We start from the raw sequence: 12560 nt of genomic DNA, 5'->3' as shown, positions 1-12560 counted from the left end.
GTCAGTCCCTCAGGATCTGGGCGACGTCGTCGCTGAGGTTGATGCCGACCGCTTCGTCCTTGGAAAAGCCGCAGGACCCGCTGCGGGCATTCTGCTGGCGCACGGTGAAGGTCGTGCCGTCCTCGAGGCGGATGTGGAAATGCGTGTCCGTGCCGAGATAGACGATCTCGCGGATGATGCCGCGCAGCACCGAGGCGGGCAAGGGGGCTCCGACCTGGGCATGTTCGGGACGGATGACGACCGTCACCTTGCCGCCCGGCGTCACGTCCGCCGGGAAGGTCGCCGGAATCTCCGCGCCGGAGGAGAGCCGCACGCGCGCCCGGTCGCCGGAAACCGCGACGACCTCGGCTTCCAGAAAATTCGTCTCGCCGATGAAGTCGGCCACGAAACGCTCGGCCGGGCGGTCGTAGATGTCCCAGGGCGAGCCCACCTGGCGCACCGTGCCCGTCGACATGACGGCGATGCGGTCGGACATGGTGAGCGCTTCCTCCTGGTCGTGCGTGACGAAGACGAAGGTGATGCCGGTTTCGGTCTGGAGGCGCTTCAGCTCCATCTGCATGGACTTGCGCAATTTCAGGTCGAGCGCGGAAAGCGGCTCGTCGAGCAGGAGCACCTTCGGCCGCGGCGCCAGTGCCCTGGCGAGCGCCACGCGCTGCTGCTGGCCGCCGGAAAGCTGCGTGACCGGGTTGCCGCCGCGTCCTTCCAGATGAACAAGCTTCAGCATGTCCTTGACGACGCTGTCGATTTCCGACCGGGGCTTGCCGAGCATCTTGAGGCCGAAGCCGATGTTTTCGGCCACCGTCAGGTGCGGGAAGAGAGCGTAGTTCTGGAAGACCGTGTTGACCGGCCGCTGGTTCGGCAGAAGGCTGGAAATGTCCACCCCGTCGAGCAGGACCTGCCCTTCGGTCGGCAGCTCGAAGCCGGCGATCATGCGCAGGAGCGTGGTCTTGCCGCAGCCGGACGGGCCGAGAAGGGTGAAGAACTCGTTCGACCGGATATCCAGCGTCACGTCGTCGACGGCCTGGAAATTGCCGAACCATTTCTTGATGCCATGCATGCCGATGGCGCCGCCATGGGCCGCGGTCGTTCGGGTCTCAGTCATCGGTTCCCCGTTTATCGTCCGGCGTCCCGAGCTTCCTCCGCCCAGAGCGCCGGCTGTCCTCTGTCCGGCCGCTGATCACGGCTCTTATGTGATAGGCTTGACTTGCTTATGATCACAACAAATCATAATTTGATCAAATCTGTAAAGGGCCATTTTGAGCTTTGCGACTTTATCCGCCCTGCGTGCAAGGGCCGCAAAATTCAGCCCGGAGACGATAAGCCGGCATAGACCGGGTCGACAGACGGGAGGGTTTCAGCATGCTGGTTGCAGCCGGTCGCGAAGCGTCCGAATCCGCCAAGCAATGGGTCTACCGCGTGCTGCGGCGGGCCGTGATGACGGGCCAGTTCGAGCCGGGCGATCCGGTGACGATCAACGGGCTGGCCGAAACCCTCGGCGTCAGCGCCATGCCGGTGCGCGAGGCGCTGCACAGGCTGGTCGCCGACGGGGCGCTGGAACTGCTCGACAATCGCCGCGTCCGCGTGCCGGATCTCGATCCGCAGCGCTTCGAGGAGGTGCTGGAGGCGCGGATCGCGCTCGAAACCCGGGCCGCCGAACGCGCCATGCCCTTCATCGACGAGGCACGGCTCGCCCGTCTTCGCGCCTTCGACCAGCAGGCCGACGAGGCGCTGGCGCGGCGCGATTTCGGCCGCCTCGTGGAGGCGAATTTCGATTTCCACCGCTGCCTCTACGAGGCACGGCCCGGCACGGTGATGCTGCCGCTGATCGAATCCCTCTGGCTGCGCCTTGCCCCCTTCATGCGCCGGGCGGGCGAGACCCTGTCGACCACCTACCAGATCGACCGCCACGCCGAGGCGCTCGCCGCCATCGTCGCGCGCAACCCCGAGGCGCTCAAGGCCGCGATCGCCGCGGACATCCGCGACGGCACGGGCCATCTCGGCCACAAGCATTTCGAGCAGATGGGCGTCGGGGGAAGGGCGGTGTGACCCCGCCGGACGACCCCATCCATGATCTTCCTCGGGGGCGCTTGCCGAAAGGGGCAAATCGCCGGTAAAGCTCTCGGCGACCGCCACGCCTGCGCACCGGAGGATGCCATGAACGAGAACAATGTTCTGAAATTCGAACGCCGGAAGCCGCAGCAGGACGACAAGAACAAGCCGAAGGCGCCGCCACCGAAGAGGGGCCTGATCTGGATCGCCGTCCTCGTCGCGGTCGCGCTCGTCTGGGCCTACTACCAGTTCATCGCCCCGCAGTCCGTCTAGTGTTTCCGCTTTTTTCCACTCGTCCGCGTCCTTCTCGATCCCACCCGGCAGCATATGGAAGTTGCATAAGCTGAATTATGGAACCATCGGCGCACATCCTTAGCCTCCGCGGCAACATGACCGGACGCTTGAGGAAGAGAGGCGGCGAACGATGCCGCCAAGGCCATCGTTCGCCGCCTCTCATGCCGCTAGAAGCTGGCGCCGACCAGCTTTTCCGTCAGCGCGTTGCGATCCTCGATGGATTGCAGGCGCACCGTCAGGGCCGTGCTCTTCACCGGGACCTGTGGCGGCAGGGAGAAGGCGATGCCCGGCAGGTTCTCGGCCGCCCATTGCTTGAAACGGGGCAGCTTGTTCGGGCCACTGATGGGAAATGTATGGCTGTATCGAAAGCGCATGTCTGGCTCTTTCCGAATAGGAGCAGGCGGCGGCGCAGGGATGCGGCCGGCCTTGCTCGACAGGTTTTCATCTTGGGACGGAAGGCGATATCCTGGCACCGCTCTTGCATTCGCAGTCAGCAGCGCCAGGCCGTCAGCAGTCGGCGGCGGTCCTGCGGAAAGGACGTCGCGCAACGCGGCGGGCCGGGCGTGGCGAAACCATCGCGCTACCTCACCGTCCACCGGCCCGCGGTTCGCCGGGCGAATCTTTCCGCCCGCCAAACGAGCCGAACGGCCGCAGCGCCTCCGGCGCGCCATCGAGCGTCCTCACGAAGGCGGCAAGCTCCGCGTCGCCGAGCCGGTCGGCCGCCGCGGCGAGGGAGAACCAGCGGCGCTGCCTTTGCCCCTTCTCGCGCCAATGGCTCAGCGTGCCGCGCACCTTCATGCCGAACACCGTGACGTGGCAGGGAACTTCCGAGCCGTCGTCCAGCGCCTTCATGTAGCGGTAGAAGGTCACGGGCGAAGGCGAGATATCGCCGATGACGCCGGCCTCCTCGAAGGCCTCCCGGGACGCCGCAGCGACCGCCGAACGCCCCCGCATCGGCCATCCCTTGGGCACGATCCATCGCCCTCGCCTGCGCGAGGTGATGAGCAATATCTTCGGCTCGCCGTCGCGCCGAAGGCGCCAGGGAAGCACCCCGACCTGCTGCAATTCGTCGGGACCGCCGGCCTGCGCGGCAGGGGCGCTGATACACGTTGCGCCGCTCATCATCCCCTCCCCCCGCCGGGCCGCAAGAACGCTGCCGTGCGGCGGACGCCGGAGGCGGCACGCACGAGAACGGGCGCCCTGCACCAGGGGCAGCGGCTGGCCGCGCGCGGGAGATGCCGGTCGCAGGTGAGGCAGATTCTGGGGGAGTGAGGCAAGGACATGGATATGCTCCATCGGAACGCCGCAAGGGCGAGACGACATGAACCGCACTGTTGGATCGTGTGGGTTCCCGGAGCGGCGGGATCTGCGGCGGCGTTACAGGGTCAAGACAGCCGGCTCCGGGTCAGGGAGCGCGCTTGATCGCGAAGCCTCGAAATTCTGACGGACGTTTCCATGCACATGACCTGCAATTGGCCGTTCAATGCGGCAATTTCAAGAGGGTGCGTCCTTCTGCTGCATGGTGCCGTTCGAGGCGCGGACGCTCCTGTCACCATGACAAGAACGGACATTCTCAAGCGTGCGGCGGCATTCTATGAAACGGGTACCGCATCAGCCGAAAGCCTGCTCCATGACATCCATCGAAATGATCGTCGCCGCCAGATCCCGCCTGCAGGGCCATGCCCGGCGGACGCCGCTCTTGTCCTCGCCCTTCCTGGACGAGATGGCGGGGCGGCGCGTCTTCGCGAAGGCGGAATGCCTGCAGCACACCGGCTCCTTCAAGTTCCGCGGCGGCTGGTCCGCCCTTTCGGGGCTGGCGCCGGAGGTGCGCACGCGCGGCGTGATCGCCTTCTCGTCGGGGAATCATGCCCAGGGCGTCGCCCTCGCCGCCACGCGGCACGGCGTTCCATCCGTCATCATCATGCCCTCCGACGCGCCGAAGCTGAAGATCGAGAACACCCGCGCCTTCGGGGCCGAGGTCGTTCTCTACGACCGCGGCACGGAAGACCGGGACGCCATCGGCGCGCGGCTGTCCGAAGAGCGCGGCCTGACGCTGATCCGGCCCTTCGACGAGCCGCTGGTCATCGCCGGCCAGGCCACGACCGGCCTCGAAATAGCGGAGCAGGCGGAAGAGGAAGGCATAACGACAGCCGACGTGCTGGTGCCCTGCGGCGGCGGCGGGCTGAGCTCGGGCATCGCCCTGGCCCTCGAGGCCACCGCGCCGGGCTTCACCGTGCGCCCCTGCGAGCCGGAAGGTTTCGACGACACCACGCGCTCGCTGGCGGCCGGAAAGATCGTGCGGAACGCCACGATGACGGGCTCGATCTGCGACGCGATCGTCACGCCGGAACCGGGCAGGATCACCTTCCCCATTCTGCAGCGCCTGGCCGGGTCCGGCATCGCCGTGACGGAGGAGGAGGTGCTGCGCGCCATGGCGCTCGCCTTCAAGCGGCTGAAGATCGTCGTGGAGCCCGGCGGAGCCGTCGCCCTTGCGGCGGCGCTGTTCCACGGCGCCGCGATCGAAGGGGATGCCGTGATTGCCGTGACCTCCGGCGGCAATGTCGATACGGACCTGTTCGCCGCGGCGCTCCGGCGCTTCGGCTGAGGGCGCGGCCGTCCTTCAGCTATACGCCGTCAGGGCCATCCCTATCCGTCTCGGCAAGGGGACGAACCCCGCTCAGAAGCACCTCCGGCAGGGGGCGGGCCTCCCGTCGCGCGAGGTCGAAATAGACCGAGACGACGACAAGCTCGGCACAAAGCTGGTCGTCCGCCTTGTTCGTCAGCCGGTGGCGGGTGGTGAGCGAGGTGCGCCCGACCTTCACGACGGCGCTGCGGACCTCGAACAGGCTGCCGACCGGCAGCTCCCGGCGGAAATCGATCTCGTAGCGGCGGTCCGCCCAGCCCTCCTGCCGCTCGGCAATCCACGTCGCCGAATAGCCGGCCGCGGCGATGAGATGCCAGAATGCCTGGTCGAAGGCGGCGATGTAGTATTGCACGTTCATATGCCCCATCGCATCGCACTGCGCGGGATAGACGACGCCCTGATAGGTCAGAAGCGGCACGGCGGATCTCCTTTGTCCGGTTGAACCCTTTGACGCCCGATAGGCGCATGCAATAGTTGCCGCCCGAAGCATAATTCCGGGGAATGCACATGGCGCGGCAAAGACGGCGTTTCGTCTGGGAAATCGACTGGAACCTGCTCAGGACCTTCATGGTGATCGTGCAGGAGCGCGGACTGACGGCGGCGGGCGAAAAGCTCTCCCTGAAACAGCCGACCGTCAGCAATGCGCTGAAGCGGCTGGAAACCCATATGGGCTGCCGGCTCGTCGAGCGGAACGCCTCGCATTTCGCCGTCACGCCGGCCGGGCAGCGGCTGTTCAGCGAGTGCATCGCGCTGTTCGAGATCGTTTCCGGCCTGCCGCAGCAGATGGAGGAGCAGCCCGGCGACCTTACCGGCCATATCGAGATCGCGCTGGCAAGCCATGTCGTCTGCCCGTTCCTCGACGAGGTGCTGGCCGGCTTCCATACGACCTTTCCGCAGGTCACGCTGTCGCTCTCCGTCGCCTCCAGCCAGGAGGTGATGGCCGCCGTGCTCAACCGCGATGCCGGTTTCGGCGTCTGCCTGATGCAGGAGCGGCATCCGAAGCTCGAATACGACGTGCTCTACCGGGAGAGCTTCGGCTATTTCTGCGGCGCGCGGCATCCGCTGTTCGGCGTGGCGGACCTGCCGTTGCAGGCGCTGCGCCAGGAGCCCTACGTCTCCTTCAAGACGGACCAGATGTCCGGCGCGCTCTGGCCCGTCGCGCTGCTGCGCCAGCAGGAGGGGTTCGAGGGCCAGACCGTCGGCACTTCCTCGCATCTGGAGGAGGTCAAGCGGCTGATCATCGCCGGATTCGGCTTCGGGCCGCTGCCGATCCATGTGGTGGAGGAGGACGTGCGCGCCGGCCGCCTCTGGCGCCTGCCGCCCTATGAGGATCCGCCGGTCATCGACGTGCACCTCGTCTATGACGGCACGGCCCGCCGCAGCCGGGCCGAGACGATCCTGCTTGCCGAACTGCGCCAGGCGATCGCCACGATACCCTTCGCGCAAAGGACCTATCCCGCATAGAGCATTTCCGCTTTTCCCCGAATCGGGAAAACGCTCTATCTGTTTGTTTTCACGCAATTCCGGACGCAAAACCGCTTCGCACTTTTGCTGGAATTGCCCTAGCCGTTTCTCGCACCGAAACCGGCAAGGAAGGCCGTCAGGTTGTCGCCAAGCGCGTCGCAGAGATAACCGCCCTCCTGCACGATGACTGTCGGCAGGCGCAGCGCCCCGATCACTTCCGCGATGCGCGCAAAACCCGGCGTCGAGACCGAGAGGCCACCGAACGGATCCTTTTCGAAGGCATCGAGGCCGAGCGCCACGACGAGCGCGTCGGGCGAGAAGGCCTCGACCCGGCGGATGGCGGCGGCCAGCGCCTCCAGATAGACGTCGTCGCCGGACTTGCGCTGCAGCGGCAGGTTGAGATTGTAGCCGAGGCCGAGCCCCTCCCCCCGCTCGTCGGCATGGCCCCAGAAGAAGGGGTAGAAGCGCACCGGATCGGCATGGATCGAGACCGTCAGCACGTCGGCGCGCTCGTAGAACATGCCCTGCGTGCCGTTGCCGTGGTGCAGGTCGACATCGAGGATGGCGACGCGTTTTGCCTGCCGCAGCAGGTGCTGGGCGGCGATGCCGGAATTGTTGAAGAAGCAGAAGCCGCCGGCGACATCCCGGAAGGCGTGGTGGCCCGGCGGGCGGCAGAGGGCATAGGACCACCTCTCGCCGGCCATGACGGCCTCGGCGGCGGAAACGGCGGTGGAGGCGCTCCAGCGCGCGCTCTCGAAGGTATGCTCGGAGATCGGGCAGGACGTATCGGCCATGTGATAGCCGGCCTGTCCGACCGCCGAGGCGGGGTAGCTGCCGGTGCGGGCGATCGGGTGGATGTTGGGGATGACCTCGGCCGAGGCGCCCTCGATGCGCTGCCAGCGCTCGTGGATGCGGCCCAGGAAATCGATGTATTCCGGCGTGTGCACGGCGGAGACCGGCGCGAGGCCGTGGTCCTTCGGCCGCACGATCTCCATGCCCGCCGCCCGCGCGCCGGCCAGCAGGCGCTCGACGCGTTCCGGCTGCTCCGGGTTCGGCTGCGGCGCGCCGCTGGAGAGGAAGAAGCTCGGATCGTGGCGTTTCTGTTCTTCGGCAAAAAAGGTCTTCATGGCTCTCCCTCGGCGAATGCGTCGAAATCCGCGCCCTTGATCATGTGGATCTGCTCGCTGCGGGAATGGCGGATCCCGAGGCGATCGTAGAGGCCCTGCGCGCGGAGATTGTCCACATCGACCGACAGGCGCATGTAATGGGCGCCGCGCGCCCGGCCGCGCCGCGCGGTGGCGCGCAAAAGCCGCTCGGCGATCCTCCGTCCGCGAAAGGCATCGGCGACGAAGAGGTCCTGAACATAGAGGCCGGGCTCGCCCATCCAGGTGGAAAAGCTCGGAAACGCCAGGCACAGGCCGGCAAACGCCGCCCCCGCCTCGGCGATCAGCACCTCGAAGGCCGGCGTTTCGCCAAAACCATGGCGGCGCACGTCCTCGACGGTGGAGACGAACTTCGCCTCCGCGCCCATGTCCACGGCCATCGTCTTCAGGGCCGTGTGGATGGTCTCCGCGTCATCCGCGACGGCCGGCCGGATCGTGATGTCGTCCTGCATGTCCCCTCCTCAGAATGCGACGCGATCGCCGCCCTTGAGGCCGAGCATGGCGCGCGCCTCGTCCGGCGTCGCGACCTCCAGCGAAAGGCCCTCGAGGATCGCACGGATGCGTCGTACCTGATCGGCATTCGAGGCCGCAAGCGCGCGGCCGTCGAAAAGGCTGTCCTCCAGGCCGACGCGCACGCTGCCGCCCATGGTCGCCGCCATGGTGATCATCGGCATCTGCCTGCGCCCGGCGGCAAGCACCGAGAAACGGTAGTCCTCGCCGAACAGCTTGTCGGCGATGCGCTTCATATGGACGAGGTTTTCCGGATCCGCGCCGATGCCGCCGAGCACGCCGAAGACGAACTGCATGAAGGGCGTGCCGGGAACGAGCCCGCGGTCGCGGAAATGGGCGAGCGTGTAGAGATGCCCGACATCGTAGCATTCGAACTCGAAACGCGTGCCGCAGCCTTCGCCGAGGCGTTTGAGGACCGTCTCGATATCGGCGAAGGTGTTGCGGAAGATCGTGCCGCGCGTCGCCTCCAGGAGCTCGGGCTCCCAGGCATGTTTCCATGCCCGCGGCCGGTCGAGCATCGGGTAGAGGCCGAAATTCATCGAGCCCATGTTGAGCGAGCACATTTCCGGCTCGGCGGCGAGCGCCGCCGCCAGCCGGTCCTCCAGCGTCATGACGGAGGAGCCGCCGGTGGTGATGTTGATCACCGCATCGCTCGCCTGCTTGATGACCGGCAGGAAGCGCATGAAAACCTTCGGGTCGGCCGTCGGGCGACCGTCTTCCGGGTCGCGGGCGTGCAGGTGCAGGATAGAGGCGCCCGCCGCCGCCGCCGCGATCGCCTCGGACGCGATGTCCTCGGGCTTGTAGGGCAGATGGGGCGACATGGAGGGCGTGTGCACCGAGCCCGTCACCGCGCAGGTGATGATGACCTTGTTCGATTTCATGGCCGGCTCCTATCTGCCGACCGGCAGCGAAAGTTCGCCGGCGAGCTGCGCCAGCGTCGCATCGAGGATCGTCACGATCTCGCCGACCTGAGCCTCGGTGGTGATCATCGGCGGGCAGACGAGGAAATGGTCGCCCTCGACGCCGCCGCGCGTGCGGCGCGAATAGATGATGAGGCCGCGCTCATAGGCGATGTCGACGACGCGCTGGTGCGCCTCCAATGCCTTGGGCAACGGCGTCATGGTCTTGCGGTCGGAGACGAATTCGGCCGCGAGCAGCAGGCCCTTGCCGCGCACGTCGCCGATGAACGGGTAGCGTTCGGCAAGGCCCTCCAGTTCGGCCTTCAGAAGCGCGCCGATGCGGGTGGCGTTGCCGAGCAGATCCTGCCGCTCGATCTCTTCGAGCACGGCAAGGCCGGCGGCGCAGGCAAGCGGGTTGCCGGCATAGGTGTAGCCATGGGCGAAGCCGCCGCGGTCGAGCACCGGCTTCACCAGCCGCGAATGGGCGATCATCGCGCCGAGCGGGCAATAGCCGGCGCCGAGGCCCTTGGAGAGGGCGACGATATCGGGCCGGCAATTCCAATGGTCGCCGCCGAGATAGCGGCCGGTGCGGCCGGCCCCGCTCATCACCTCGTCGTGGATCAGCAGGATGCCGTACTTGTCACAGATCTCGCGGATGTGCGGATAATAGCCGTCGGGCGCGACGAGCGCACCGGTTGAGGCACCGCCGATCGGCTCCATGATGAAGGCGAGCACGCTTTCCGCCCCCTCCTCCAGGATCTTCTCCTCCAGCATGTCGGCATAGCGGATGCCGCGCTCCTCCATCGAGAAGTTGTCGCGGTCGAGATAGGCGGTGGGTGCCTTGATGTGCGGCATGTCGCGCAGCATCGGCAGGAAGGGTTTCTTCAGCGCGTCATAACCGGTGACGGCGAGCGCGCCGAGGGTCGAGCCGTGATAGGAGGGGAAGCGCGAGATCACCTTCCAGCGCTCCGGCTGGTCGGTGGCGAGCGCCCATTGCCGCGCGAGCTTCAGGCAGGATTCCACCGCCTCCGAACCGCCGGAAACGAAGAACACCCGGTCGAGGCCCTCCGGCATGTAGCCGGAAAGGCGGCGCGCCAGGTCTTCCGCCGGCTGGTTCTCGAAATGCAGGCGATAGGCGAAGGTCGCCTTGTCCATCTGGCGCTTCATGGCGTCGAGCACGTTGCGGTTGGAATGGCCGATATTGACGACCATCGCCCCGCTGGACCCGTCGATGACCTTCCGGCCATGTTCGTCCCAGATGTAGATGCCCTCTGCCCGGTCGGCGAGCGGCCGGCGCATGCGGGACTGGTAGAAGAGGTGGGATGCCGGGCGTTCGCCCGTCGCGGTCTGGTGCTGGCTCATGATCGATCCATGACAGGAGGATGCGGTTTTCAGCGGCCGGGAAATCCTAGCCGTTGAGGAATTTCTTCAGGAAGCTGCGGGTGCGCTCCTGCTTCGGATTGCGGAAGAGCTCGGCCGGGCTGCCCTCCTCCACCACTGCGCCGTCGGCCATGAAGATCACCCGGTCGGCGACTTCGGCGGCAAAACGCATCTCGTGCGTGACGATGACCATGGTCATGTGCTCGCTCGCCAGCTGCTTCATGACGAGGTTGACCTCGTCCACCAGCTCCGGGTCGAGCGCCGAGGTCGCCTCGTCGAAGAGCATGACCTTCGGCTGCATGGCGAGCGCCCGCGCGATCGCCACGCGCTGCTTCTGCCCGCCCGAAAGGCGCGCCGGGAAGGCGTCGATCTTGTCGGCAAGGCCCACCTTGTCGAGCATCTTCAGGGCGAGCGCCCGCGCCTCGGCCTTCGCCATGCCCTTCAGCTTGATCGGGGCGATGGTGATGTTTTCCGCGACGCTCAGGTGCGGGAAGAGGTTGAAGTGCTGGAACACCATGCCCATCTGCTGGCGCACACCATTGATGTGCCGCTCGAAGGAACGACGGTCAAGCTTTTGATTTACCTGTACACCATCGAGCCATACCTCGCCGCCGTCGAGCGTTTCGAGATGGTTGATCGAGCGCAGCAGCGTGCTCTTGCCCGAACCGCTCGGGCCGATGACGGCGACGATCTGGCCGCGCGCCACGCTGAAATCGATGCCCTTCAGCACCTCCAGCGGCCCGAAGAACTTTCTGGCGCCGCGCACCTCGATCATCGGACGGGTATCGTTCATCGCGAAAGCTCCACTTTCCGTTCGATCCCCCTGAGGACCGCTTCGAGGATGAGATTGAGGCCATAATAGAGGGCGGCGGCCGTCAGGTAGAATTCGAAGGGCCGGTAGGTCTCGCTGATGACGAGCTGGGCGCTGTGCACCAGTTCGGCGATGCCGATCATCGAGACGATGGAGGATTCCTTCAGGAGCGCGATCATCATGTTGCCGACGGCGGGCACCGTACCCCGCACCGCCTGCGGCACGACGATGTAGATCCGCGTCCGCCAGGCGCCGAAGCCGAGCGAGCGCGCCGCCTCCGTCTGCCCCTTGTCGAGCGAGGCAATGCCGGCGCGAAAGATGTCGGCATTGTAGACGGCGAAATGCAGGCTGAGGGCGACGATGCCCGACCAGATGGCCGGAATGTCGATGCCGACCTGCACGAGGCCGAAATAGATGAGGAAGAGCTGCAGGAGCAGCGGCGTGCCCATGAAGAGCCACATGAAGAGGCGCACCGGATAGCGCACGACCGGCGAAGCATAGAGCACGAGAAGGGCAAAGCCGATGCCGGCGAGAACGCTGAGCACGGCGGAGGCGGTGGAGATGACGACGGTCCACCACAGGCCCTTGCCGATCAGCGGCCAGTATTCGGGGACGATGCTGAAATCGAGACCCTGCATCTTCACGCCTCCCCGGCATAGGCGCGGTCGAGACGGTCGACGAGGAGCGTCAGGCCGTAGACCATGATCATGTAGAGCACCGCCGTCACCGCGAAGATCTCGAACGGCTTGTAGGTGGAGCCGATGAAGCGCTGCGCCGTATAGGTGAGTTCCACCACCGAGATGGTGGCGACGAGCGCCGTGCCCTTGACCAGCGCCACGGCATTGACGCCGAGCGGGCGGATCATCAGCTTGGCGGCCTGCGGCAGCACGATCCAGCGCATGGACTGGCCCTCGCCGAAACCGAGCGAGCGCGCCGCCTCCATCTGCCCCCGATCAACCGAGAGCACGCCGCCGCGGATCGATTCGGCCATATAGGCCGCGATGTTGAGGCCGAGCGCGATGGCGCCCGCGGCGAAGGGGTCGAGCTGGATGCCGACCTGCGGCCCGCCGAAATAGAGCAGGAAGATCTGGATGAGCGCCGGCGTGCCGCGAAAGACGCTGACATAGGCCGCGCCGGCGAAGCGCAGGGCCGCGACATGCGAGAGGCGGAGCATCGCGACAAGCGCCGCCACGGCAAGGCCGAGGGCAAGCGACAGCAGGGAGAGCTCGACGGTCGTCCAGGCCGCCTGGACGAAGACTGGGAAAATGCGGCCGATGAGTGCGATATCCATTGCCGGATCCTCGACGATCGGTCAGCCGGCCGGCAGTCTCCTGCCGGGCCGGCCC

Annotated in this window: 15 protein-coding genes; 4 read left to right on the top strand and 11 right to left on the bottom strand. The window is 66.5% G+C overall.

Annotation, left to right across the window (positions count from 1 at the left end):
- Nucleotide 1: 1 nt before the first annotated feature.
- Nucleotides 2–1102, bottom strand: coding sequence for an ABC transporter ATP-binding protein (locus WMC41_RS25750; protein ID WP_432348806.1), 1101 nt, complete (start codon nucleotides 1100–1102; stop codon nucleotides 2–4).
- A gap of 257 nt (nucleotides 1103–1359) precedes the next feature.
- Here WMC41_RS25750 and WMC41_RS25745 point away from each other — a divergent pair, with 257 nt between their 5' ends.
- Both WMC41_RS25745 and WMC41_RS25740 read left to right on the top strand, forming a co-directional pair.
- Complete coding sequence (locus WMC41_RS25745) at nucleotides 1360–2046, top strand: GntR family transcriptional regulator (protein ID WP_244766110.1); 687 nt, start codon at nucleotides 1360–1362, stop codon at nucleotides 2044–2046.
- 108 nt (nucleotides 2047–2154) lie between these two features.
- Complete coding sequence (locus WMC41_RS25740; protein ID WP_432348803.1) at nucleotides 2155–2322, top strand: hypothetical protein; 168 nt, start codon at nucleotides 2155–2157, stop codon at nucleotides 2320–2322.
- A 188-nt stretch (nucleotides 2323–2510) separates the two neighbouring features.
- Here WMC41_RS25740 and WMC41_RS25735 read toward each other — a convergent pair whose 3' ends face one another.
- Nucleotides 2511–2717: a hypothetical protein gene (locus WMC41_RS25735; RefSeq protein WP_244766108.1), complete on the bottom strand. Its 207-nt coding sequence runs from the start codon at nucleotides 2715–2717 to the stop codon at nucleotides 2511–2513.
- Between the two features lie 211 nt (nucleotides 2718–2928).
- The gene (locus tag WMC41_RS25730; protein WP_432348801.1) at nucleotides 2929–3465 is read right to left on the bottom strand and encodes an NUDIX hydrolase; all 537 of its coding nucleotides are present in this window, start codon (nucleotides 3463–3465) and stop codon (nucleotides 2929–2931) included.
- 508 nt (nucleotides 3466–3973) lie between these two features.
- Between WMC41_RS25730 and WMC41_RS25725 the strand changes: the two genes are divergently transcribed.
- Entirely contained in the window at nucleotides 3974–4948 is a 975-nt protein-coding gene (locus WMC41_RS25725; protein WP_244766106.1) for a threonine ammonia-lyase, read from the top strand.
- Nucleotides 4949–4967: 19 nt separating this feature from the next.
- On the opposite strand, the gene WMC41_RS25720 is transcribed toward WMC41_RS25725, so the two are convergent.
- Nucleotides 4968–5405 carry an acyl-CoA thioesterase gene (locus WMC41_RS25720; RefSeq protein WP_432348799.1) on the bottom strand — a complete coding sequence of 146 codons (438 nt, stop codon included), beginning with the start codon at nucleotides 5403–5405 and terminating at the stop codon, nucleotides 4968–4970.
- A gap of 89 nt (nucleotides 5406–5494) precedes the next feature.
- Between WMC41_RS25720 and WMC41_RS25715 the strand changes: the two genes are divergently transcribed.
- A complete protein-coding gene (locus WMC41_RS25715) occupies nucleotides 5495–6451 on the top strand; it encodes a LysR family transcriptional regulator (RefSeq protein WP_064333299.1) in 957 nt (318 codons plus the stop codon).
- A gap of 98 nt (nucleotides 6452–6549) precedes the next feature.
- Here WMC41_RS25715 and WMC41_RS25710 read toward each other — a convergent pair whose 3' ends face one another.
- From WMC41_RS25710 to WMC41_RS25680, 7 genes are read right to left on the bottom strand one after another with little or no spacing between them, the layout of a single operon-like run.
- Nucleotides 6550–7578: a histone deacetylase family protein gene (locus WMC41_RS25710; RefSeq protein WP_244766104.1), complete on the bottom strand. Its 1029-nt coding sequence runs from the start codon at nucleotides 7576–7578 to the stop codon at nucleotides 6550–6552.
- Nucleotides 7575–8066 carry a GNAT family N-acetyltransferase gene (locus WMC41_RS25705; protein ID WP_432348796.1) on the bottom strand — a complete coding sequence of 164 codons (492 nt, stop codon included), beginning with the start codon at nucleotides 8064–8066 and terminating at the stop codon, nucleotides 7575–7577. Before WMC41_RS25705 ends, WMC41_RS25710 begins: the two co-directional genes overlap by 4 nt.
- 9 nt (nucleotides 8067–8075) lie before the next feature.
- Complete coding sequence (locus WMC41_RS25700) at nucleotides 8076–9005, bottom strand: 3-keto-5-aminohexanoate cleavage protein (RefSeq protein ID WP_432348794.1); 930 nt, start codon at nucleotides 9003–9005, stop codon at nucleotides 8076–8078.
- A 9-nt stretch (nucleotides 9006–9014) separates the two neighbouring features.
- On the bottom strand, nucleotides 9015–10385 hold the full coding sequence (locus tag WMC41_RS25695; protein ID WP_432348792.1) for an aspartate aminotransferase family protein: 1371 nt from the start codon (nucleotides 10383–10385) through the stop codon (nucleotides 9015–9017).
- A gap of 46 nt (nucleotides 10386–10431) precedes the next feature.
- Nucleotides 10432–11178 carry an amino acid ABC transporter ATP-binding protein gene (locus WMC41_RS25690; protein ID WP_244766631.1) on the bottom strand — a complete coding sequence of 249 codons (747 nt, stop codon included), beginning with the start codon at nucleotides 11176–11178 and terminating at the stop codon, nucleotides 10432–10434.
- 14 nt (nucleotides 11179–11192) lie between these two features.
- Nucleotides 11193–11852 (bottom strand): amino acid ABC transporter permease, encoded by a 660-nt coding sequence (locus WMC41_RS25685; RefSeq protein ID WP_432348790.1) that lies wholly within the window; start codon nucleotides 11850–11852, stop codon nucleotides 11193–11195.
- 2 nt (nucleotides 11853–11854) lie between these two features.
- Complete coding sequence (locus tag WMC41_RS25680; RefSeq protein WP_432348788.1) at nucleotides 11855–12505, bottom strand: amino acid ABC transporter permease; 651 nt, start codon at nucleotides 12503–12505, stop codon at nucleotides 11855–11857.
- Nucleotides 12506–12560 lie beyond the last annotated feature (55 nt).

The organism is Shinella yambaruensis (assembly GCF_050859155.1).
Lineage (GTDB): Bacteria > Pseudomonadota > Alphaproteobacteria > Rhizobiales > Rhizobiaceae > Shinella > Shinella yambaruensis.
The sequence above is the reverse complement of the archived record's forward strand: the minus strand, read 5'-3'. Positions and strand labels throughout refer to the sequence as shown.